The following is a 22,988-nucleotide window of genomic DNA, read 5'->3' on the forward strand; positions in this document are numbered from 1 at the left end:
TTACTTTCCGCTGCCGGCCATCGAGGCGGCGACCTGACCTGCAACCTTCAACCGCTGGCGCACGACCGAGCGGCCGAGCAGTTCCATGCTGTCGAAGAGCGGCAGGGAGCGGGACGAGCCGGAAACCGCCACGAACAGCGGTGCCAGCACGACCTTGAGCTTCTTGCCCATGCGGTCGGCGATCGCGCGCAGTTCCGCTTCGATCGTTTCCTTGTTCCATTCGAGGATCTTTTCCAGATCCGGCTGCACCGTGTTGAAGATCTCGACCAGTTCTTCCGGGCTCGACTTGATCTTGGCGAAGGCCGCGGGCTCGAGACCGAGGTCGGACTTCAACAGGAAGTCGGCAAGTGCGGGCAGTTCGCCGAGCTTGGAGATGCGTGACTGCGACAGCTTCAGGCCCTGCTTGAGGCGATCGTTTTCGGACGCCCAGGCAAGCACCCGGCCGAGGAATTCGTCGTCGCTCAGCTTCTCGCGGATCCAGCGGCCGTTCAGCCAGTCGAGCTTCTGGATGTCGAAGATCGCGCCCGACTTCGACAGGTTGTCGGGGTCGAACTTTTCGGCAAGTTCGGCCATCGTCATCAGTTCCTCGCCTTCGGCGATCTGGATGAAGAACAGGCCGAGGAAGTTCATCAGCGCTTCCGGCAGGTAGCCGAGCGCCGAGTAATAGGAGATCGAGGTCGGGTTCTTGCGCTTCGACAGCTTCGACTTGTCGGCATTGCGCATCAGCGACAGGTGCATGAACACCGGCGGCGTCAGACCGAGATATTGATAGATCAGGATGTGCTTGGGCACCGACGCCAGCCACTCCTCGCCGCGCGCGACGTGGGTGATCTTCATCAGATAGTCGTCGACGACGTTCGCCATGTGATAGGTCGGCATGCCGTCGGCCTTGAGCAGAACCTGCATGTCGACCGAATCCCACGGGATCTCGACGTCACCGTAGACGCCGTCGGTGAACTTGCAGGAGCCTTCGGTCGGGATCTTCATGCGCACGACATGCGGCTCGCCGGCGTCGACGCGGCGGGTCACCTCTTCGGCGGTCAGGTTCAGGCAGTGGCCGTCATATTTCGGCTGCTTGCCGGCGGCGCGCTGGCCCTCGCGCATCTGCTCCAGCCTTTCGGGCGTGCAGAAACAGCGGAAGCCGTGGCCGTTGTTCTCGATCTGGCGGACGTAGTCGAGATAGATGTCCTTGCGATCGCTCTGGCGGTAGGGGCCATAGGGGCCGCCGACGTCAGGGCCTTCCGACCATTCGAGCCCGCACCATTTCAGCGCATCCAGCACCTTCTGCTCGAACTCCGGCGTAGAGCGGGTCGCATCGGTATCCTCGATCCGAAGGATGAAGGTGCCGCCGTGCTTCTTTGCGAAGAGATAGTTGAACAGTGCGATATAGGCGGTGCCGACATGCGGCTCGCCGGTGGGGGAGGGTGCGATGCGTACCCGAACTGCTGAATCTGCCATGGTCTTTGCCCGTTTGACGTGCTTCTCGCCCCTTGCCGGAAGACAAGTCCGACCGCCGGGCGCGCATTTTATGGGAAGGAAAGGCCCGTAGGGGTGCCGCACCAGCGGTATCGGCGGGCTATTCCAGTCGGCTCGCGTGAGACCATAGAACGCCGGGCGTGTCAACGGAAAGTGGATCACGCCGGTTTTTGTTGACACTGCCGATGGCTGGTTATATTGAACCGTAAGGTTATTTAACTGAAAGGTTTTTTAGAAAATGCCGGAAGATCGCCTGTCGACCACACTCTCAGCCCTCGCCGACCCCACGCGCAGGGCTATTCTCGCCCGGCTCTCTCTCGGCGAGGCTTCGGTCGGCGAACTGGCGGAGCCGTTCGAGATGAGCCTGCCGGCGGTTTCCAAGCATCTGAAAGTACTCGAGCGTGCCGGGCTGATCAGCCGCGGCCGTGAGGCGCAATGGCGCCCTTGCCGGCTCGAAGCCGCCCCCTTGCGCGACGTCAACAGTTGGCTCGACAGCTACCGTCGCTTCTGGGAGGAGAAGTTCGATCGTCTCGACGCCTATCTGCAGGAGCTGCAGAAGGTGGATCCGGACGCGGAGAAGAACTGATTTTTGCTTCCCGGCAACATCCTCGTGGAGATCGCGCACCGTCCCGATGCCTGACCCCTCCGGAACGATTTTCCGGATAAGGCGTTATCGGTTCGAGAGGCGCGGGCTGTGCCAATCGGACATGACGGAGGTAGAGAACACGGGAATTTTTCCGATCTGTTCCCGTGGCCAAAGAAACGGCAGCCGAGTTCCCTGACCCATCCGGCTTGCGTCCTCACAAACGCCCGCAGCAAGATGGCCTGCATCCCCCGTGGTGCAGGCCTTTTTTCCGGAACAACGAGAAAGGCGGGGCATCGTGGCCCCGCCTTTCCGGTTTTGTGCTTGGCAACACCTCAGTTCAGCTTGCCGGCTTCCTTTTTCCGCAGGCGCGCATTGCGTGCCACCATGTTGAGAACCTCGACCAGTGCCGAGAAGGCCATGGCGGCATAGATGTAGCCCTTCGGCACGTGCAGGCCCATGCCTTCGGCGATCAGCGTCGTGCCGATCATCAACAGGAAGGCGAGCGCCAGCATGACGATCGTCGGGTTCTTCTCGATGAAGTTGGCAAGCGGCGTTGCGGCAACGAGCATCACCGTGACGGCGGCGATAACAGCAATGACCATGATCGGCAGATGCGGCGTCATGCCGACTGCGGTGATGATGCTGTCGACCGAGAAGACCAGGTCGAGCAGCAGGATCTGGCCGATCGCGGCGGCGAAGCTGTTGATCGCCGAAGAGGCGATGAAGTCTTCGCCATGGTCGCTGGGGTCGACGCTATGGTGGATTTCCTTGGTTGCCTTCCAGACGAGGAAGAGACCGCCGGCGATCAGGATCATGTCCTTCCAGGAGAAGCCGTGTCCGAAGACCTCGAAGACCGGCGTGGTCAGCTTGACGATCCAGGCGACGGTGCCGAGCAGCGCGAGGCGCATGACGAGCGCCAGGGTAATGCCGATGCGGCGGGCCTTTTCGCGGTGCTCAAGCGGCAGCTTGTTGGTGAGGATGGAGATGAAGATCAGGTTGTCGATGCCGAGAACCACCTCCATGACAACCAGTGTTATGAGGGCGACCCAGGCCGCTGGGTCCTGGGCAAGCAGCATTAAATCCTGCATCGGCGATCTTTCCTTTTTCGGTGGCGCGTCGTCGCGCAAGAATCGCGGCAGTATTTAAGCAACATCGCGAAAGTGACAAGCGCCGCCGGCCATTTGCGGCGGCGCTTTACCGTTTACGCTTGGATCGGGACCCATATTTCGACGACCCCCATGCCCGAATGCGGGTCGAAACGCTCGTCGTAGCGCTCGATGAGATCAGGCGTTTCGCCGTGCTGAAGGCCGGCCTCCGGCAGCCAGGTACCGAAGATATGGTGCGCCGTCGTCGCGATCGACGAGATATGGCCGCGGTGTAGGAACACGGCATAACGCTGCTTCGGTAGCTTTATGCTCGTAAAGCCGGTGGGCAAAGCGCCGGTATCGTCGACTTCTGCTGCGGCCATATAGCGAAACGTTCCGGCCTCGCCGTCGTTCTGGTTACAGACGCCGTAGGCGACGTTGCCCTTCTGTCCGGGGATGTTGCCGAAGTGGGCGTTGAAACGCTGCCACAGCGAGGGAATGCCTTCGGTGCGGCCATAGGCGTAGGTTTCGGCAAGGCCGGCCAGAAGCAAAGGCGGGCTGTCTTCGAAGCGGGGTGAATCCAGTTTGAGAAGGCGGGTGTCGTCCATTCTGATAGGCTCCGTCAGTTCGATGTTGCTGAGGTGCCCTTGCTTGCGCACGGTTTCCGGCGTCACGCCGAACTGCTCGCGAAAGGCACGGGTGAAGGCCTCATGCGAGCCGTAGCCCGCGTCGAGGGCCACCGCGAGAATGCTGGAGGAGCCATCGGCAAGGCTTTGCGCGGCGCCGCTCAGGCGCCGGCCGCGGATATAGACGCTGATCGAGCGGCCCGTCACCAGTCCGAAGACGCGCGACAGGTGGAAGCGCGAAAGGCCGGCGGCCTCGGCGATCTCCTCCAGCGATATATCTCTGGCGAAATGGCTCTCGATGAACCAGATCGCTCTTCCGATGGCACTCATGTTCACTCCCGTGGCAGACAGCCCATGCTCATAGGGTCTTGCCGCAAGGCGTGCTTGATCGCAATTGCTGGATTGAAGGTCGCCGGGCGGGCGGCTGAGGTTAGCTCAGCTCAGTCCGTCTGCTTCTTCGGTCCGTACGCGGCCATGAAGACCCGCACGGCTGCGGCAACCGTGCCCTCGATCTGCTCGCGCGGAGGCGCGGAACACATGCCGCCGAAAAGGCGGTGCTTGAACAGCCCGGCCTGCGCCATCTCGATGAACTGCCGGGCGGCCATCTCGGTATTGTCGATGTCGAGCATGCCCGCTGGAACCTGCCGGTCGAGATAGGCCTTAAGCACGGTGTAGCCGTTTTCCGGCGCCTCGCTGAAGAACCGTTCGGCCAGATGCGGCATGCGGTCGATGACGCCGATCACCATGCGCATAGACCGGATCGTCTCCTCGGCGGTCATGCTGGTGGTCAGCGTCACGCCGAAATCAAAAAGCGATTCCTCGACATCGTCATGATCGTTGAGCGCATGCTTGGCAGTCTGAACCACCCGGGTCTTGCCCTGGATGATCAACGCCTTGAACAGGTCTTCCTTGTTCTCGAAATAGACGTAGAGCGTACCCTTCGAGACGCCGGCCTCGCGGGTGATGTCGTTCATGCTGGCGGCGTCGAAGCCCTGGTTCATGAAGGCGCGCCGCGCGCCCTCGAGAATCTGCTCGCGCTTGGCCGGATCTTCACCCGCCGCATGGCGTCCGCTGCCGGGACAAAGCTGCTCGTCCGCGCCGTTATCAGGCTGGATGGTCTCGTTCTGTCCGGTCTTTGCTGGTTCCATGATCGCCGTCTGTGCCCGTCCCGTTCGCATTAAATTTCGTCCATCGAACCGCGTGGTTCGATTTCCTCTTGATATGCGACGTCAAAGCGACTAAGTCAAGCTTCCGATCGAACCGAACGGTTCAGTTCACTCACCACTCATTTACCAGGCCGGTGCCCATGTCCGCATCCAAAACGTCCAGCGCCGCTCGCGTTCGCCCTGTCGGCGAGGATTTTGAAGTTCCGCAGACCCATGAGGCCGCGCCCGAGGCCAAGGAGGCGACTGCCGAGGCGCCTGCTGCGACGCAAGCGCCTGCTGTCGAAGCCGCTCCGAAAAAGAAGAAGCGCAGCCCGATTTTGCCCGTTCTCGGCCTCGCAGCGCTCGCCGCCGCCGGCTGGTATGGCTATGACTGGTGGACCAATGGCCGCTTCATGGTTTCGACCGATGACGCCTATATCGAAGGCGACATCGCCACGATTTCCCCGAAGGTCTCGGGTTACGTCGCCAAGGTCGACGTTGTCGCCAACCAGCAGGTGAAGGCGGGCGATCCCCTCGTCACGCTTGATGATGGCGATTACCGCATCGCCGCCGAGCAGACCGAGGCCCAGATCGCCACGCAGAAGCTGGCGCTCAGCCGCTTCGACGCGCAGATCGCCGGTGCAAAGGCGAGCCTTGCCCAGGCCGAAGCCCAGAAGAACGCTCTCGAAGCAACGGTGCGCGGCGCCGAACTCGCGCAGAAACGCGCGAGCGACCTCCAGTCCAAGGACGTCGGTACCGTTGCTTCCCGCGACAATGCCGACGTGGCGCTGGATCAGGCCCGTGCGAACCTCGCCGGTGCCGATGCCAACATCGCTGCGGCGAACGCCAATATCACTGTGCTGGCGGCACAGCGCACCGAGGCGGAAAGCACGATCCGCTCGCTGGAACTTGCCCGTGACAAGGCGAACCGCGACCTGGGCTTCACGGTGCTGAAGGCGCCCTATGACGGCGTCATCGGCAACGTCGCCGTCCAGGTCGGCGACCTCGTCTCTGCCGGCCAGCGTCTGGCGGCGCTCGTTCCGGTCGATCAGCTCTATATCGACGCCAACTTCAAGGAGACGCAGATCGCGCATCTGGTCCCCGGCTCGAAGGTCAAGGTCCACGTCGACGCCTATGACGAGCACGCGATCGAAGGCACGGTCGCCTCGATCTCGCCTGCGTCCGGCTCGGTGTTCTCGCTGCTGCCGGCCGAAAACGCCACCGGCAACTTCACCAAGGTGATCCAGCGTGTGCCGGTGCGCATCACGCTGCCGGCCGATGTGCTGGCGGAAGGCCATCTGCGGGCAGGCTTGAGCGTCGTCGTCGATGTCGACACGCGCACGGCGCCCGGCGAGACCAAGGTCGCCGCCACGAAGTAATCCGGCCTGACGCGCCGGCGGGTTCGATGGAACGCGCCGCCCGCGCCTTTACATGCAGGGAGTGGCTCAGATGGCCGCAACGGCAACAGCAGGCTCGGTAGCGGCGGCCGCACCGAAGGTCGAGGAACATATGGACCCGAGAAGGCTGATCGCCTTCTTCGCCATGGTCGTCGGCATGTTCATGGCGATCCTCGACATCCAGATCGTTTCGGCGTCGCTTGCCGAAATCCAGGCCGGCCTTTCGGCCGGCTCCGATGAAATCGGCTGGGTGCAGACCTCCTACCTCATCGCCGAAGTCATCATGATTCCGCTTTCGGGCACGCTGGCGCGCATCGTCTCGACGCGCGTGCTGTTTTCGGTATCGGCCGCGGGCTTCACCGCGGCAAGCGCGCTCGCTGCGACCGCCACCAATATCGACCAGATGATCGTCTACCGGGCGATCCAGGGTTTTATCGGCGGTGGCATGATCCCGTCGGTCTTTGCGGCCGCCTTCACCATTTTCCCGCCGTCGAAGCGCAACATCGTTTCGCCGATCATCGGTCTGATCGCCACGCTCGCTCCGACCATCGGCCCGACCGTCGGCGGTTACCTCAGCCACGCCTTCTCCTGGCATTGGCTGTTTCTCGTCAACGTCATTCCCGGCATCATCGTCGCGACGCTGACCTGGACCTTCATCGATTTCGACAAGCCGGAATTGAGCCTCTTCAAGAAGTTCGACTGGTGGGGACTTGCCTCGATGGCGATTTTCCTCGGTTCGCTCGAATACGTTCTGGAAGAAGGCAACGCCAACGACTGGTTCAACGACGATCACATCGTCATGGGCGCCGTTGCCACCGTGGTCGCCGCGGTGATCTTCTTCTACCGGGCCTTCAAGGTGGAATTCCCGGTGGTCGACCTCAGGGCGTTTTCCAACCGAAACTTCGCCTTCGGCTCGATGTTCTCCTTCGTCATGGGCATCGGGCTCTACGGGCTGACCTATCTCTATCCGCTCTATCTCGGCCGCATCCGCGGCTACGATTCGCTGATGATCGGCGAGACGATGTTCGTCTCGGGTCTGGCGATGTTCTTGACGGCCCCGGTCGCCGGCTTCCTGTCGGGCAAGCTCGATCCGCGGGTGCTGATGACCATCGGCTTTGCGAGTTTTGCCAGCGGCACCTGGATCATGGGGCATCTGACGGCTGATTGGGACTTCTACGAGCTGTTCATTCCGCAGATCCTGCGTGGCGTCGGGCTGATGCTGTGCATGGTGCCGATCAACAACATCGCGCTCGGCACGATGCCGCCGGCGCGCATGCGCGGCGCATCCGGCCTGTTCAACCTGACGCGCAACCTCGGCGGCGCGGTCGGCCTTGCAGTGATCAACACCATCCTGACCCAGCGCCAGGACCTGCACTACGCCCGGCTCTCCGAACATATCCAGTGGGGCAACCCGGAAGCGATGGAGCGGTTCAACAACATGGCGGCCAACTTTACTGCCCATGGTCTCGACGGTGCGACGATCGCCATCAAGCAGCTTGCGGCGATGGCACAGAAGCAGGCCATGATCCTGTCGTTCGGCGATATCTTCGTCATCCTGACGGTGCTGTTTCTGTCGCTGATCCTGGGTGTGATGATGATCAAGAAACCGCAAGGTGTAGGCCCAAGCGACGGCGGTCACTAGCTCCCTCCACACGGTTTACGTCCACTTCGTGTTGCGGCACAATCCGGCCGGAAAGCAGCTTCCGGCCGAACCCTGATCGCCGATCCGGCGCACGGCCGAGTCGGAAACGGGGGCGTTCATGCGGGCATACCAACGCTTCGGCATCTCCAGACGTTTCTTCCTTGCCGGTGCCGCCGGGATGGGTGCGGCGCTGATGGCGCCGCCCATGCGGGCGGCCGGAGGCCCGCCCATAGATGCCACTTTCCTGTTTTCGAACGATATCCACGCCTGCCTCGTCTCGACCGAAGGACTGGCGCCGAACTGCGCGGCGGAAGGCAAGACCGACGAGAACCTGCTTCGTCACGTGGCGGCGCTCAATGCCTTGCCGGCGATGCATTGGCCGGAAATCGTCGCGGGCCAGCCAAGCGGGCTCGGCAGTACCGGCAGGCGGATCGGCAGGCCGCTCGGGCTGGTACTCGGCGGCGACGTTACTGATGACGGCGGCGGACAGGTGCGCCAGCCGCGCGAGGGACGACAGCTGCAGCAGTTTTCGAGCCGTTACCAGGAGGGGCCTGGTGCTGACCGCGTGTACTTCCCCGTCTATGTCGGCCTCGGCAATCATGACCTCGACCAGGACGGGCCGCCGCCGCATGTCGACTGGTATCGCCGCGAACTGCGCGACTATGTCGAGCTCAATCATCGGCAGACGGTGTTCTACAAGCCGCCGGTGCCGGTGACGAATTACGATCCGCTGTCGGATTGCTATTCCTGGGATTGGGGCGGGCTGCACCTCGTTCAACTCCAGCGCTTCGGCGGCGACGTCAGCAAGGGCGCGGTCGATGCGCTGCCGTGGCTGAAGCAGGATCTGGCAACCTATGCCGGAGACGGCCGGCCGGTGATCCTGTTCCAGCATTATGGCTGGGACGCCTTCTCGACCGAAGTCTGGGACGCTGCCGCCAGGACCTTCGACGACCAGGGCGACGGCCCGCCGCACTGGTGGAGCATTGAGCAGCGCCAGGCACTCGTCGATGCCATCAAGGGCTACAATGTCATTGGCCTCTTTCACGGCCACCAGCACGAAACCGCGATGATTTACAGCCGTGAAGGACTGGATCTGTTCAAGCCGAAGGCGGCCTATATGGGCGGCTTCGCGCTCGTGCGGGTGACCGATGGCTTCATGGATGTGGTGCTTGGCGAAGCCGCGAAGGGCCGCGGCGAGGTCGCTTTCACGCAAACGTTCAGCAAGCGTTTTTAGCCAGCGAAAACAGCGGCCGATCTTCCCCTGCGCATTTTTGATTTACGTACATCAAAAATTCCTCTAAGGCAGTTTGCGGGAGGAAATGATGCGCCCTACAGTCCACGACATCGCTGCGGAAGCGGGCGTCAGCCTTGCGACCGTCGACCGGGTTTTGAACAATCGCCCGGGTGTGCGCACGGTCACGCGCGACAAGGTCGAGCGGGCGATCGCGACGCTCGGTTACATCAGGGACGTGGCGGCGGCCAATCTTGCCAAGAGCCGCAGCTATCCGCTGATCTTCATCTTGCCCGAGGGCGAAAACGCCTTCATGCGCGGGCTCGAGGCCGAGGTCCAGTCCGCAAAAGCCCGCTCCGCTGTCGAGCGAACCGATATCACCATTCTCACCGTTCCCGCCTTCGATGCGTCGGCGCTGGCCGATGCGCTCGACGCAGCGCGCCGACTAAGGCCCGCCGGCGTTGCCGTCGTTGCCGTCGAAGCGCCGGAAGTGGTCGCGGCCGTCGGGAGGCTTTGCGAGGACGGCATTGCCGTCGTCACGCTCGTCTCCGACCTGACCGGCTCCGAGCGCGACCATTTCGCCGGTGTCGACAATATTGCCGCCGGACGCACCGCCGGCAGCCTGATGCGGCGTTTCCTCGGCGGCCGCGATGGGCATGTCGCAATCGTCGCCGGCTCGATGCTGGTGCGAGACCATCGGGATCGGCTTGAGGGCTTCAGCGCCGCCGTCAATGAAGGTGCCGCTAAGCGGCCGCTGCTGCCGGTGGTCGAGGGCCACGACGATCCGTCCGAAGTCGAAAAACTGGTCCAGGACCTGCTGGCCGCACATCCAAACCTTACCGGCATCTACAGCCTCGGCGCCGGAAATCGCGGCCTGATCGCGGCGCTCGAAAAGGCCGGGCGGCAGTCCGAGATCTGCGCGATCGCGCACGAACTGACACCGTACAGCCGTGCCGCACTGGTCTCGGGCACCATCGATGCACTGCTCAACCAGGACGCCGGTCACGAGGTCAGGAGCGCCATTCGCGTGCTGAAGGCACGCGCCGATGGGCTCTCGATGATCGAGGCGCAGGAGCGCATCCGCATCGAGATTTTCCTGAAAGACAATCTGCCGGTCGAACCGGCGTAACACTTTGAATTTACACAATTCCTGACGGAAAGCCGTTCAACACTGTTCCTGGAATTGCTCAATGGAGGCATGCATGTATCTCGGACTGGATCTCGGCACGTCGGGCGTCAAGGCGATGCTGATGGACGACAATCAGCGCATTGTCGGCTCGGCCTCCGGTGCGCTCGACGTTTCCCGGCCGCACTCCGGCTGGTCGGAGCAGGATCCGGCCGATTGGATCAAGGCCACCGAAGAAGCAATTGCCGGCCTGAAGACGGCACACCCGGAAGCGCTTGCGGCGGTGCGCGGCATCGGTCTTTCCGGCCAGATGCATGGCGCGACGCTGCTCGATGCCGACGACAAGGTGCTGCGGCCCTGCATCCTCTGGAACGACACCCGCAGTTTTCGCGAGGCGGCGGCACTCGACGCCGATCCTCAGTTCCGCGCCATCACCGGCAACATCGTCTTTCCCGGCTTCACGGCGCCGAAACTCGTTTGGGTGCGTGAAAACGAGCCGGACCTCTTTGCAAAGGTGCGGTGGGTGCTGCTGCCGAAGGACTATCTGCGCCTGTGGCTGACCGGCGAGCATATGTCGGAGATGTCGGATTCGGCCGGCACCGCCTGGCTCGACACCGGTAAACGCCGCTGGTCGGAGAGCCTGCTTTCGGCCACCGGCATGGAGGAACGGCAGATGCCGGATCTCGTCGAGGGCACGGAACGGGCGGGCGGGCTCAGATCCGAGCTGGCGTCGCGCTGGGGCATGGATGCCGGCGTCGTCGTTGCCGGCGGGGCGGGCGACAATGCGGCGTCCGCCTGCGGCATGGGCACCGTCGGCGAGGGCCATGCCTTCGTTTCGCTCGGCACGTCGGGCGTGCTGTTTGCCGCCAATGCAAGCTACCTGCCCAACCCGGCAAGCGCCGTTCACGCCTTCTGCCATGCCTTGCCGAACACCTGGCATCAGATGGGCGTCATCCTGTCGGCGACCGATGCGCTCAATTGGTATTCGGGGATCGCCGGTTGCAGCGCCGCCGACCTCAGCGCGGAACTCGGCGATACGCTGAAGGCGCCGAGTGGAGTGACCTTCCTTCCCTATCTCTCCGGCGAGCGCACACCCCATAACGATGCCGCAATCCGCGGGGCTTTTGCAGGGCTCGGCCACGAGAGCAGCCGCGTGGCGCTGACGCAGGCGGTGATGGAAGGCGTTTCCTTCGCCATCCGTGACAGCCTCGAGGCGCTCCGTGCGGCCGGCACGACGCTTTCGCGGGTGACGGCGATCGGCGGCGGCTCGCGTTCGCGCTATTGGCTGAAGTCGATTGCAACCGCGCTCGATCTGCCGGTCGATCTGCCTGATGACGGTGATTTTGGCGCCGCCTTCGGTGCTGCGCGCCTTGGGCTGATCGCGGCGACCGGTGCCGATCCGGTTGCGACCTGCCATGCACCGAAAACAGCCGAAACGATCGCGCCGGACGTTGGACTCGTGGCAGCCTACGAAGAGGCCTACCAGCGCTATCGGCGCCTCTATCCGGCCATCAAGGGCGCGACGACGTGACCGAACCGCGCCCTTCCATGGCTGCTTTCGATCGACCGGGCCTATTGCGCCGGAACCTTGTCGATAAAGCCGGTCACCTGCTTCAGTCGACCGTTTTCTATGAGGCCGACGTCGGTGCCTTCGATGATGGACTCGACGCCATCAGGCCCAAGCGCCCAGGAGAAGCGGATCGTGTCGGCAAAGCCATCCGGCGTGCCCTTGAGGGTGAAACGAAAACCGGGAAACTGGCCCTGAACGCCTGCGATCAGGCCGCCGATGCCATCATGTCCGTCGCCCTGCATGATCGGGTCGCGATAGGCGACGTCGGCGGTAAAAGCCTGTTCGATCAGCGTGTTGCGGCTGCCGGCCCCAGCATTCCAGGCGGCGATATAGGCTTCGGCGATCTGGTTGAAGTCGTTCATCTCAATGTTCCTTCGATTGGCGTTTCGATGCCCAAGGTATCGCCCGCCGAGGGAATGAAACCAATTACCTTCCACGTAATGGCCGGTCGTTTTGCCATGGCGACGCCGGCACACCACTCTTGAAAGGAGCCACACCGTGAGCACGGGATTTTTCGGCGATATCGCCAAAATCAAGTATGAGGGACCGGAGAGCAGCAATCCGCTCGCCTTCCGCCACTACAACAAGGACGAGGTCGTCTTCGGCAAGCGCATGGAAGATCACCTGCGTTTTGCGGTTGCCTATTGGCACACCTTCGTCTGGCCGGGCGGCGACCCCTTTGGCGGCCAGACGTTCGAGCGCCCCTGGTTCAAGGACACGATGGATGCGGCCAAGCTGAAGGCTGATGTCGCCTTCGAGTTCTTCCAGCTGCTCGGCGTTCCCTACTACTGCTTCCACGACGCCGACGTCCGCCCGGAAGGGCGCAACTTCGTCGAGAACACCAAAAACCTCAACGAGATCGTCGATTATTTCGCCAAGAAGCAGTCGGAGACCGGCGTCAAGCTGCTCTGGGGGACTGCCAATCTGTTCTCCAACCGCCGCTACATGTCGGGTGCCGCCACCAATCCGGATCCGGATGTGTTTGCCTTTGCGGCTGCGACGGTCAAGACCTGCCTCGATGCGACCCAGCGCCTCGGCGGTGAGAACTATGTGCTGTGGGGCGGACGCGAGGGATATGAGACGCTGCTCAACACCGATCTTTCGCGCGAGCTCGACCAGCTCGGCCGCTTCGTCAATCTGGTGGTCGAATACAAGCACAAGATCGGCTTCAAGGGCGCGATCCTGATCGAGCCGAAGCCGCAGGAGCCGACCAAGCACCAGTACGATTACGACGTCGCCACCGTTTACGGCTTCCTCAAGAAGTACGGTCTGGAGAAGGAAGTGCAGGTCAACATCGAGCAGGGTCACGCGATCCTCGCCGGCCATTCCTTCGAGCACGAACTGGCGCTTGCCAATGCGCTTGGCATTTTCGGTTCGATCGACATGAACCGCAACGACTACCAGTCGGGCTGGGACACCGACCAGTTCCCCAACAACGTGCCGGAAATGGCGCTCGCCTATTACCAGGTTCTGGCAGGCGGCGGCTTCAAGTCCGGCGGCACCAACTTCGATGCGAAACTGCGTCGCCAATCGCTCGATCCGGAAGACCTGCTGATCGGCCATATCGGCGGCATGGATTGCTGCGCCCGCGGCCTCAAGGCTGCTGCCCAGATGATCGAAGACAAGGCACTGTCCGCGCCGCTCGACCAGCGTTACGCCGGTTGGCAGGTGCCTGAGGCCAAGAAGATGCTCGAGGGCGGCTTCTCGCTGGAAGAGATCGAAGCCTGGGTGCTGAAGTCCGACCTCAATCCGCAACCGAAGTCCGGCAAGCAGGAGTTGCTGGAGAATGTCGTCAACCGCTACGTCTGAGCGGCTGCCCCATCAAACCCGCTTGAAGAACCGGCCGCCGCTGCGGCCGGTTCTTTCGTTCGCACCTCCATCGTGCCGGTGAGGCGCACCGCAGTCAGCTTCCGAACTGGCATTTCGGCGCCTGTAAACGCAGTACAGACATCTCTCGAAAATCTCGTCCGCTGCCGGTTGCTCCATACAGAAAATCTGTTAGCTTCGGCGCCTGCAACGTTTCAGGTGCTTCAGCTGCAGCGAAAATGAAGCCTTCTTCCGCTTCTTCCTGTCGTTGGCCGAACAGGCCGGCTCTGCCGGCAGCCATATCATCAGGAGGATGTTGGGATGAAAACGATCAAGGGCCCCGGGCTGTTTCTTGCGCAGTTTGCCGGGGATGCGGCACCGTTCAACTCGTTTGCGGCGATCACGAAATGGGCGGCCGATTGCGGCTACAAGGGCGTGCAGGTGCCGAGCTGGGATGCGCGGCTGATCGATCTGAAGCTGGCGGCGACGTCCAAAACCTATTGCGACGAGCTTTCAGGCATTGCCCGCGACAACGGTGTCGCGATCACTGAATTGTCGACCCATCTGCAGGGCCAGCTGGTCGCCACCCATCCGGCCTATGACGAGGTGTTCGACGGCTTTGCCGTGCCGGAAGTGCGCGGCAATCCACAAGCCCGGCAGCAATGGGCGGTCGAGCAGGTGAAGCTGGCGCTGACGGCCTCGAAGAATTTGGGGCTCGAGGCGATGGCGAGCTTTTCCGGGGCGCTTGCCTGGCCGTTCGTCTATCCCTGGCCGCAGCGCCCGGCCGGCCTGGTCGAGACCGCCTTCGACGAACTGGCGCGGCGCTGGCGGCCGATCCTCGACCATGCCGAGGACTGCGGCGTCGATATCTGCTACGAGATCCACCCGGGCGAGGACCTGCACGACGGTATCACCTTCGAGATGTTTCTCGAGCGCACCGGCAACCATGCCCGCGCCAACATGCTCTACGACCCGTCGCACTATGTGCTGCAATGCCTCGACTATCTCGACAACATCGACATCTACAGGGACCGCATCCGGATGTTCCACGTCAAGGATGCCGAGTTCAACCCGACCGGGCGGCAGGGCGTCTATGGCGGCTACCAGGGCTGGGTCAACCGGGCCGGACGGTTCCGCTCGCTTGGCGACGGCCAGGTCGATTTCGGCGCGGTGTTTTCCAAGATGGCGGCCAATGATTTTGCCGGCTGGGCTGTGGTGGAATGGGAGTGCTGCCTGAAGCATCCGGAGGATGGCGCGCGCGAGGGCGCCGAGCTCGTCAGGCACCATATCATCCGCGTCACCGAAAAGGCCTTCGACGACTTTGCCGGCGGCGGCACCGACGAGGCCGCCAACCGGCGGCTGCTGGGGATTTGAGGCAGAGCCACAGGTTCAGTGGCAGGCTGGTTGCGGCGGCTGTGTTTGCCGCAGCCAGCCTGACGCGACCTTAGCGCCCAGCCGCTGCCCCTCACCCTAACCCTCTCCCCGCAGGCGGGGCGAGGGGACGTGGCAAACGGTTCTGCCGTGTAAGCGGAGGCCGCCGCAATCGATCTTCGTTCCGCCCAGGCGGGAACAACGGGATGCAGATTGGCGCTGGCGGCTGATCGCCGGACCGATAGTTTCGAGCGCGTGCGGCAAGTCCCTTCTCCCCGCCAGGCGGGGAGAAGGTGCCGGCAGGCGGATGAGGGGCAGCCTCGACAATAGGGCAGCCTCACGACAGAACACGACGAAATGAAACGAGACGAGGAGAGACAAGATGGCAATCGAAGGAACGAGCGAGAAGCGCGAGCGGCGGATCCGGCTCGGCATGGTCGGCGGCGGCTCGGGCGCCTTCATCGGCGCGGTGCACCGCATCGCCGCCCGGCTTGACGATCACTACGAGCTGGTGGCCGGCGCTTTGTCGTCGACGCCGGACAAGGCCGAAAGCTCCGGCCGCGAGCTCGGGCTCGATCCGTCGCGGGTCTATTCCGACTTCAAGCAGATGGCGATCCGCGAGGCCAAGCTGAAGGACGGCATCGAGGCGGTGGCGATCGTCACTCCCAACCACGTGCACTATGCCGCGGCCAAAGAGTTTCTGAAGCGGGGCATCCATGTGATCTGCGACAAGCCGCTGACCTCGACGCTATCAGACGCCAAAAAGCTGAAGAAGGCGGCCGACGACAGCGATGCGCTGTTCGTGCTCACCCACAATTACACCGGCTATCCGATGGTGCGCCAGGCGCGCGAGATGGTTCAAAACGGCGACATCGGCGCCATCCGGCTGGTGCAGATGGAATATCCGCAGGACTGGCTGACGGAGAATATCGAGCAGTCGGGCCAGAAGCAGGCGGCCTGGCGCACCGATCCGGCTCGCTCCGGCGCCGGCGGTTCGACCGGCGATATCGGCACCCATGCCTATAATCTCGGCGCCTTTGTCTCCGGGCTGGAGCTGGAAGAACTCGCTGCCGATCTCGACAGTTTCGTAGCCGGCCGCAAGCTCGACGACAATGCCCATGTGATGATGCGCTTCAAGACGAAGGACGGTCAGCGCGCCAAGGGGCTGTTGTGGTGCAGCCAGGTGGCGCCCGGCCATGAGAACGGGTTGATGGTGCGGGTCTACGGCACCAAGGGCGGACTGGAATGGACGCAGAAGGACCCGAACTATCTCTGGTACACGCCGTTCGGCGAGCCGAAGCGGCTGATCACCCGCGCCGGCGCCGGCTCAGGTCCGGCCGCCGCCCGCGTCAGCCGCATTCCCTCGGGCCATCCCGAAGGTTATCTCGAGGGCTTTGCCAACATCTACACCGAAGCCGCACGGGCCATCTTTGCCAAACGCAAGGGCGAGGCCATCGACCCCGCCGTCAGCTATCCGACCATCGACGACGGTATGAAGGGCATGGCCTTCGTCGACGCCTGCGTGCAGTCGTCAAAACGAAACGGCGCGTGGGTAAAGGTGTAGCCGACAAGCTTGCCGGTGGGGCAAGGGCGGGTGTGGCCTCGCCCTTTTTCGCGGGTTGACTTTTGTCGGTGCGGCTTTAGGCCGGCCCGCAAGAAGAACGAAAATACACAAGGAAAGCGGCCGCCCGCCGGATGCGGGCCGCTGCAAAGGACGAGACAGGCTGATGATCGAAGCAAAAAACCTTGCCCAGCGTTTCCCGGGCGATTTCGTGTTCGGGGTTGCGACGGCCTCCTTCCAGATCGAGGGCGCCACCAAGATGGACGGGCGCAAGCCATCGATCTGGGATGCCTTCTCCAACATGCCGGGCCGGGTCTTCGGCCGGCACAATGGCGATATCGCCTGCGATCACTACAACAGGCTCGACGATGATCTCGATCTCATCAAGAGCCTCGGCGTCGAGGCCTATCGGTTTTCGATCGCCTGGCCGCGCATCATTCCCGACGGCACCGGCCCGATCAACGAGAAGGGCCTCGACTTCTACGACCGTCTCGTCGACGGCCTGAAGGCGCGTAACATCAAGGCCTTTGCGACCCTTTACCATTGGGACCTGCCATTGGCCTTGATGGGCGACGGTGGCTGGACTGCGCGCACCACGGCCTATGCTTTTCAGCGTTACGCCAAGACGGTGATTGCGCGTCTCGGCGACCGGCTCGACGCGGTCGCGACCTTCAACGAGCCGTGGTGCTCTGTGTGGCTCAGCCATCTCTATGGGATTCACGCGCCGGGTGAGCGCAACATGGATGCGGCCCTGCACGCGCTGCATTTCACCAACCTGGCGCATGGCCTCGGTGTCGACGCCATCCGCTCGGAACGGCCGAACCTGCCTGCCGGCATCGTCATCAATGCCCACTCGGTCTATCCCGGCAGCGACGCTGAAGCCGACAAGGCCGCCGCCGAGCGCGCCTTCGACTTCCACAATGGCGTCTTCTTCGGTCCGATCTTCAAGGCTAAGTATCCCGAAAGCTTCATGAGCGCGCTTGGCCATCGCATGCCGCTGGTTGAAGACGGTGACATGGAAACGATCTCGCGCCCGCTCGATTGGTGGGGCCTCAACTACTACACGCCGATGCGTGTCAGCGACGACCCGACACCGGGTGCCGAATATCCGGCGACGATCAACGCCAAGCCGGTGAGTGATGTGAAGACCGATATCGGCTGGGAGGTCTATGCGCCTGCGCTCGGCCAGCTGGTGGAAACGCTGAATGCCCGCTACGACCTGCCCGATTGCTACATCACCGAGAACGGCGCCTGCTACAACATGGGTGTCGAAAACGGTGCTGTCGATGACCAGCCGCGGCTCGACTACCTCGCCGAGCATCTATCGGTGACGGCAGATCTGATCGCCAAGGGCTATCCGATGCGCGGTTATTTCGCCTGGAGCCTGATGGACAATTTCGAGTGGGCGGAAGGCTACAGGATGCGTTTCGGCATCGTGCATGTGGACTACGAAACGCAAGTGCGCACGATCAAGAAGAGCGGCCACTGGTACAAGGCATTGGCCGAGGAATTTCCTGGCGGCAACCACATCTGATGGCCAAAGCACTTGCGCGCCCATCCGCGCGCGCAAGGCAGCCTGTCAATCGAAGCGTCGGGGGCCCGCTTTGCGTACCGGCAATACCTCGAGACTGCCGCGATCGAGCTGGGCGAGGACCTCCTTGAACCCGAAGCGAGGCTTCCACCCGAGGGCACCGATGGCAGCACTCGGGTCGTAGATGCGGTCGATCGACGCCGGCAGCGACCAGCCGCGTTCGGCAAAGGCCTGGGAAAACTTGGTCGCCCGCTCACGCAGAACCGAGGCGGCGTCGCTTGCCAGATGCCGGCAATCCGTCGGCAGGAAGGCCGGCTCGCCTGAAATGATCAACTGCTGAAAGGCAGGTCCGTCATTGTCGAGTGCTGCCACATGCGCATCCGCCACATCGCGGACGTCGATGCCGCGGTGCAGCCGATAGGCCGCCATGCGGTCGGCCTGCTCCGGAAAGCACCTGGACATGCGCAGGACGCGGACGTGCAGCGCGCGGTCGGCCGCATTTTCCAGCAGCGCCTCGGCGGCAAGCTTGGTGTGATGGTAGATGGTGTGCGGTTGCGGCGGCGTTTCCTCGGTGATCCAGGCGCACGCGCCCTCTTTCACTGCATGGCCGTACAGTGCTGTCGTGCTGGTGAAGACGATCCGGCTGACGCCGGCCGCCTGCGCGGCGGCAATGACGAGATGGGTGCCCATGACATTGACGCGCTCGAATTCCGCGTCCGGGATCGCATCGACGTGTGGCGCATGCAGCGCTGCCGCATGGATGACGGCATCGGCCCCTTGCATGGCGCGTTCCAACAGGACGCCATCGACAAAATCGCCCGAGATTTCCGTCGTCGCAAAAGGCGAGCGATCGATGCCGACCACGTCGTGGTGGGGCGCCAGCGCGTTGTAGATCGCCCTGCCGATGCGCCCCGAACTTCCGGTCAAAACGATGCGCATCCGCTCTCCTGCCTTTCGACTCAGTCTCGTTGTGTTTCGTATCAGAGAACTGCGGTCAGTAAACTGTGATGTGCGCCGCAATCTCTCCATAGCCGTTGAACCAACAACTCGCTGCGCAGTGCCATCATTGCGGTGCGTATCCCGAAGCTGTCTGCCGCAACCCCTTGATCCGCCAACGCCCCTTGTTCTATGCGTTAGCAATGGCGAATAGGCGTGTGGGGCGCCTGGGGGACTATCGATCATGGAAATCTTCACCTCTGCCGGGCTGCTGGCGCTTCTGCAGGTTATCGTCATCGACCTGGTTCTGGCGGGCGACAATGCCGTCGTCATCGGCCTTGCAGCCGCCGGCTTGCCGGCCGAGCAGCGCCGCAAGGCGATCCTGGTCGGCATCCTTGCCGCAACCGTGTTTCGCATCGCGCTTGCCAGCGTCACCGTGCAGCTTCTCGAGATCATCGGGCTGCTTTTGGCCGGTGGCCTTCTGCTTCTGTGGGTCTGCTGGAAGATGTGGCGCGAGATCCGCGCCGGCGGAGCGGAAGATTTCGAGGGTGAGGGCGCCGATTCGGCGCCGCGAAAGACCTTCCTTCAGGCGGCGATCCAGATCGTCATTGCCGACGTCTCGATGTCGCTCGACAACGTATTGGCGGTCGCCGGCGCGGCACGTGAGCATCCGACCATCCTCGTCTTCGGTCTCGTCCTTTCGATCGCGCTGATGGGCATTGCCGCCAGCTTCATCGCCCGGCTGCTCAACCGCTACCACTGGATCGCCTATGTCGGCCTTGCCATCATCCTGTATGTGGCGCTCAACATGATCTATCGCGGCTCGATCGAAGTCTGGCCGCATCTGGCGCCGGTCGCCCACGCCATCGGCGTTTGATCTTCGAAGGCAGATCGTTCGCAACGGCCCGCTTGTCGGGCCGTTGGGCGGCTGGCTTAATGCCGTGCTGCTCGCGAAAGAGCGGTTTTTTCCGCAAACGCGAAGCAACCCGGAAAATCATACCTGTAAAAGCCGGGACCTATTGTCCATAAGGGCCGTAGATTATGTCGCATGTTCTTCGTGCGGCAACGACGTTGAACTCACCGGTTGGCTAATGCTAGAGAAGTGCTCCCTGTTCCGAATGCGTTGTCGAATGTCGGCCTGACAAGACGCGCCTTCCATCCCGCGCTCAGAGCCCGGGATTTTGAGTTTCCAGCATCCGAGAGCACCTATGTACCCGTCCATAACGATAGCGCCTGTTTCGGGGGTATCCGAACGATGAGCGTTTCCGCCTACAAAGCGCCGGCGCCCGGTGACGCCGCCGTCATCTTCGATGGCGTCTCCAAGCATTTCGCAGCGTCGGGCAAGAGCGGCGCCTTCACGGCGCTTGACAAGGTCTCGCTTTCGGTCGGGCGCGGCTCGATCACCGGCATCATCGGGCGCTCCGGTGCCGGCAAATCGACGCTGATCCGCCTGGTCAACGGGCTGGAAAAGCCGACGGGCGGCAAGGTGCTCGTCGATGGCGTCGATGTCGGCGCGCTCGACGAGGCAGGCCTGCGTGATCTCAGACGGTCGGTCGGCATGATCTTCCAACATTTCAATCTCCTGTCGTCGCGCACCGTGTTCGGCAATGTGGCGCTGCCGCTCGAAATCGCCGGCATGGACAAGCATGCCATCGAAAAGCGCGTACGCCCCCTGCTCGACCTCGTCGGCCTTGCCGACAAGCATGGCCGTTACCCGGCCGAGCTTTCCGGCGGTCAAAAGCAGCGGATCGGCATCGCCCGGGCGCTCGCGACCGAACCGAAGCTGCTGTTGTCCGACGAGGCGACATCGGCGCTCGATCCCGAGACGACGCAATCGATCCTGGAGCTGCTGAAGCGCATCAATGCCGATCTTGGCCTGACCGTGCTGCTCATCACCCACGAGATGGAAGTGGTGAAGGCGGTTACTTCCGACGTCGCCGTGATCGATCATGGCCGCATCGTCGAACGCGGTCATACCTTCGACGTCTTCACCCATCCGAAGCACGAGACGACACGGGCGATGCTTTCCGGCCTGCCGGGCTCGAAGCTGCCGGACGCCGTGTCGCGCGCGCTGAGGCCGCAGGCCGTGGCCGGCGACCGCGCCGTCGTGCGCCTGACCTTCTTCGGTGCGGCGGCGGAACGGCCGCTGATTTCGCAGCTGATCAAGTCTGTTGGTGCCGAGGTCAACATCATTGCCGGCACGATCGACGAGATCGGCGGCCGGCCCTATGGCTCACTGGTCGTCGCCTATGGCGCGGATGCGGAAACCGCAGGCCGTGCCGAACGCTTCTTCACCGAAAACGGTCTGGTAACGGAGGTGCTCGGCTATGTCGCCTGATATTCTGGTAAAGATCTGGGGCGCCACGCTCGATACACTCTACATGGTCGCGGCCGCCGGCCTGATCGGTTCGCTGATCGGCCTGCCGATCGGCATATTCCTGGCGACCAGCGGCAAGGGTGAGCTCTTTCCGGCACCGACGATCAACCGCATCGTCGGGCTGATCGTCAATGCCGCGCGCTCGACGCCGTTCATCATTCTCGTCGTCGCCATCATTCCCTTCACGCGGCTCCTCACCGGGACGTCGATCGGCACCAAGGCGGCGATCGTGCCGCTGACGATCGCCACCATTCCCTTTGTAGCCCGTCTGGTGGAGGCGGCGATCCGCGAGATCGACAAGGGGCTGATCGAGGCGGCCCGCGCCATGGGTGCGACGCCGATGCAGATCGTCTTCAAGGTGCTGCTCGCCGAAGCGCGCCCGGCGCTGACAATGGCCCTCACCATGACCGCCGTCAGCCTCATCGGTTACTCCGCCATGGTCGGCGCGGTCGGTGGCGGCGGGCTCGGCGATCTCGGCATCCGCTACGGCTACCAGCGCTTCATGCCCGACGTGATGCTGGTCGTCGTCATCGTGCTCATCGTGCTGGTGCAGCTCGTGCAGAGCGCCGGCGACGGACTGGCGCGCCACTTTGACAGGCGCAGCCGCAAGAACTGATTTCCCCAGGACATTCAAGTCACCAACAAGGAGATACCCATGAAGAAGCTCATCATTGCTGCGGCCATCGCAGCCCTCACGGCCGGTACGGCCCTCGCCGAAACCATCAAGGTCGGCGTAACGCCGGGCGAACATGCCCAGATCATGGAGAAGGTGAAGGAAGTTGCAGCGCCCAAGGGCCTCGACATCGAGATCCTTGAATTCTCCGACTACGTCGTTCCGAACCAGGCGCTGGCCGACGGCGACCTCAACGCAAACTCATTCCAGCACCAGCCCTACCTCGACAACCAGATCGCCGATCGCGGCTTCGACATCGTCAGCGTCGGCACCACGATCACCACGCCGATGGGCGTCTATTCGAGCAAGGTGAAGAGCCTCGACGAGCTGAAGGACGGCGCGACGATTGGCATCCCGAACGACCCGACCAATGGCGGCCGCGCGCTGCTGGTGCTTGCTTCCAAGGGCCTGATCAAGGTCAAGCCAGAAGTCGGCCTGAAGGTGACCCCGTCCGACATCACCGAAAACCCGAAGAACATCACGTTTGCCGAATTGGATGCGGCCCAGCTTCCGCGTTCGCTCGCCGACGTCGATGCGGCGGTGATCAACACCAACTACGCGCTCGAGGCCGATCTTCATCCCAAGGAAGACGCCATCGCCATCGAAGGCGAAAAGTCGCCCTACGCCAACGTCATTGCCGTGCGCACCGCCGACAAGGATGCGCCCTGGGTGAAGACGCTCGTCGAAGCCTACCACGATGAAAAGGTTCGGACCTTCATCAACGACACCTTCAAGGGCGCGCTGATCCCGAGCTGGTAATTTCCCGGGCGTAGATACCCGAATGCCGAACCGCGCGCCGCACCCCGGCGCGCGGTTTTCTTTTGAACGCCCGCCGCTGCGCGCTATGTT

The 22,988-nt window shown here is 62.9% G+C and carries 21 protein-coding genes; 14 read left to right on the top strand and 7 right to left on the bottom strand.

Annotation, left to right across the window (positions count from 1 at the left end; translation table 11 throughout):
* Positions 1-1,458, bottom strand: a complete 1,458-nt coding sequence (gene gltX / locus ABIE33_RS09380; RefSeq protein ID WP_429124172.1) for a glutamate--tRNA ligase — start codon at positions 1,456-1,458, stop codon at positions 1-3.
* Between the two features lie 256 nt (positions 1,459-1,714).
* Between gltX and ABIE33_RS09385 the strand changes: the two genes are divergently transcribed.
* The gene (locus ABIE33_RS09385) at positions 1,715-2,062 is read left to right on the top strand and encodes an ArsR/SmtB family transcription factor (protein ID WP_053252106.1); all 348 of its coding nucleotides are present in this window, start codon (positions 1,715-1,717) and stop codon (positions 2,060-2,062) included.
* Between the two features lie 332 nt (positions 2,063-2,394).
* Here the strand turns inward: ABIE33_RS09385 and ABIE33_RS09390 are convergent, their stop codons facing one another.
* From ABIE33_RS09390 to ABIE33_RS09400, 3 genes are all read right to left on the bottom strand, one after another.
* Entirely contained in the window at positions 2,395-3,150 is a 756-nt protein-coding gene (locus ABIE33_RS09390; RefSeq protein WP_429124175.1) for a TerC family protein, read from the bottom strand.
* 113 nt (positions 3,151-3,263) lie between these two features.
* Entirely contained in the window at positions 3,264-4,103 is an 840-nt protein-coding gene (locus tag ABIE33_RS09395) for an AraC family transcriptional regulator (protein WP_429124177.1), read from the bottom strand.
* 110 nt (positions 4,104-4,213) lie between these two features.
* On the bottom strand, positions 4,214-4,921 hold the full coding sequence (locus ABIE33_RS09400; protein WP_429124179.1) for a TetR/AcrR family transcriptional regulator: 708 nt from the start codon (positions 4,919-4,921) through the stop codon (positions 4,214-4,216).
* Between the two features lie 158 nt (positions 4,922-5,079).
* Between ABIE33_RS09400 and ABIE33_RS09405 the strand changes: the two genes are divergently transcribed.
* From ABIE33_RS09405 to xylB, 5 genes are all read left to right on the top strand, one after another.
* Positions 5,080-6,297 (top strand): HlyD family secretion protein, encoded by a 1,218-nt coding sequence (locus ABIE33_RS09405; protein WP_429124181.1) that lies wholly within the window; start codon positions 5,080-5,082, stop codon positions 6,295-6,297.
* 70 nt (positions 6,298-6,367) lie between these two features.
* A complete protein-coding gene (locus tag ABIE33_RS09410) occupies positions 6,368-7,957 on the top strand; it encodes a DHA2 family efflux MFS transporter permease subunit (RefSeq protein ID WP_429124183.1) in 1,590 nt (529 codons plus the stop codon).
* A 118-nt stretch (positions 7,958-8,075) separates the two neighbouring features.
* Positions 8,076-9,191 carry a metallophosphoesterase gene (locus ABIE33_RS09415; protein ID WP_429124185.1) on the top strand — a complete coding sequence of 372 codons (1,116 nt, stop codon included), beginning with the start codon at positions 8,076-8,078 and terminating at the stop codon, positions 9,189-9,191.
* An 88-nt stretch (positions 9,192-9,279) separates the two neighbouring features.
* Positions 9,280-10,317 (top strand): LacI family DNA-binding transcriptional regulator, encoded by a 1,038-nt coding sequence (locus tag ABIE33_RS09420; RefSeq protein WP_429124187.1) that lies wholly within the window; start codon positions 9,280-9,282, stop codon positions 10,315-10,317.
* Positions 10,318-10,390: 73 nt separating this feature from the next.
* A complete protein-coding gene (gene xylB, locus ABIE33_RS09425; protein WP_429124189.1) occupies positions 10,391-11,845 on the top strand; it encodes a xylulokinase in 1,455 nt (484 codons plus the stop codon).
* A 41-nt stretch (positions 11,846-11,886) separates the two neighbouring features.
* Here xylB and ABIE33_RS09430 read toward each other — a convergent pair whose 3' ends face one another.
* A complete protein-coding gene (locus tag ABIE33_RS09430) occupies positions 11,887-12,246 on the bottom strand; it encodes a nuclear transport factor 2 family protein (protein WP_429124191.1) in 360 nt (119 codons plus the stop codon).
* Positions 12,247-12,382: 136 nt separating this feature from the next.
* Between ABIE33_RS09430 and xylA the strand changes: the two genes are divergently transcribed.
* Positions 12,383-13,693, top strand: coding sequence for a xylose isomerase (gene xylA, locus ABIE33_RS09435; RefSeq protein WP_429124193.1), 1,311 nt, complete (start codon positions 12,383-12,385; stop codon positions 13,691-13,693).
* 94 nt (positions 13,694-13,787) lie between these two features.
* Here the strand turns inward: xylA and ABIE33_RS09440 are convergent, their stop codons facing one another.
* Positions 13,788-13,991 (bottom strand): hypothetical protein, encoded by a 204-nt coding sequence (locus tag ABIE33_RS09440; protein ID WP_429124195.1) that lies wholly within the window; start codon positions 13,989-13,991, stop codon positions 13,788-13,790.
* A gap of 20 nt (positions 13,992-14,011) precedes the next feature.
* On the opposite strand from ABIE33_RS09440, the gene ABIE33_RS09445 reads away from it, so the two are divergent.
* From ABIE33_RS09445 to ABIE33_RS09455, 3 genes are all read left to right on the top strand, one after another.
* Positions 14,012-15,064: a sugar phosphate isomerase/epimerase family protein gene (locus tag ABIE33_RS09445; protein WP_429124197.1), complete on the top strand. Its 1,053-nt coding sequence runs from the start codon at positions 14,012-14,014 to the stop codon at positions 15,062-15,064.
* A 379-nt stretch (positions 15,065-15,443) separates the two neighbouring features.
* Positions 15,444-16,625 (top strand): Gfo/Idh/MocA family protein, encoded by a 1,182-nt coding sequence (locus ABIE33_RS09450; RefSeq protein WP_429124199.1) that lies wholly within the window; start codon positions 15,444-15,446, stop codon positions 16,623-16,625.
* Between the two features lie 163 nt (positions 16,626-16,788).
* Positions 16,789-18,156: a GH1 family beta-glucosidase gene (locus ABIE33_RS09455; protein WP_429124201.1), complete on the top strand. Its 1,368-nt coding sequence runs from the start codon at positions 16,789-16,791 to the stop codon at positions 18,154-18,156.
* Positions 18,157-18,201: 45 nt separating this feature from the next.
* Here ABIE33_RS09455 and ABIE33_RS09460 read toward each other — a convergent pair whose 3' ends face one another.
* The gene (locus ABIE33_RS09460) at positions 18,202-19,092 is read right to left on the bottom strand and encodes an NAD-dependent epimerase/dehydratase family protein (protein WP_429124203.1); all 891 of its coding nucleotides are present in this window, start codon (positions 19,090-19,092) and stop codon (positions 18,202-18,204) included.
* A gap of 241 nt (positions 19,093-19,333) precedes the next feature.
* Here ABIE33_RS09460 and ABIE33_RS09465 point away from each other — a divergent pair, with 241 nt between their 5' ends.
* The 4 genes from ABIE33_RS09465 (at position 19,334) to ABIE33_RS09480 (ending at position 22,898) form a co-directional block, all read left to right on the top strand.
* Positions 19,334-19,966: a TerC family protein gene (locus ABIE33_RS09465; RefSeq protein WP_429124205.1), complete on the top strand. Its 633-nt coding sequence runs from the start codon at positions 19,334-19,336 to the stop codon at positions 19,964-19,966.
* 378 nt (positions 19,967-20,344) lie between these two features.
* Positions 20,345-21,427 (top strand): methionine ABC transporter ATP-binding protein, encoded by a 1,083-nt coding sequence (locus ABIE33_RS09470; protein WP_429124207.1) that lies wholly within the window; start codon positions 20,345-20,347, stop codon positions 21,425-21,427.
* Positions 21,417-22,082: a methionine ABC transporter permease gene (locus ABIE33_RS09475; protein WP_429124209.1), complete on the top strand. Its 666-nt coding sequence runs from the start codon at positions 21,417-21,419 to the stop codon at positions 22,080-22,082. The genes ABIE33_RS09470 and ABIE33_RS09475 overlap by 11 nt, the downstream gene beginning before the upstream one ends.
* Before the next feature lie 39 nt (positions 22,083-22,121).
* A complete protein-coding gene (locus ABIE33_RS09480) occupies positions 22,122-22,898 on the top strand; it encodes a MetQ/NlpA family ABC transporter substrate-binding protein (protein ID WP_429124211.1) in 777 nt (258 codons plus the stop codon).
* Positions 22,899-22,988: the final 90 nt, after the last annotated feature.

This window comes from Ensifer sp. 4252 (genome assembly GCF_050434565.1).
Classification (GTDB): domain Bacteria; phylum Pseudomonadota; class Alphaproteobacteria; order Rhizobiales; family Rhizobiaceae; genus Ensifer.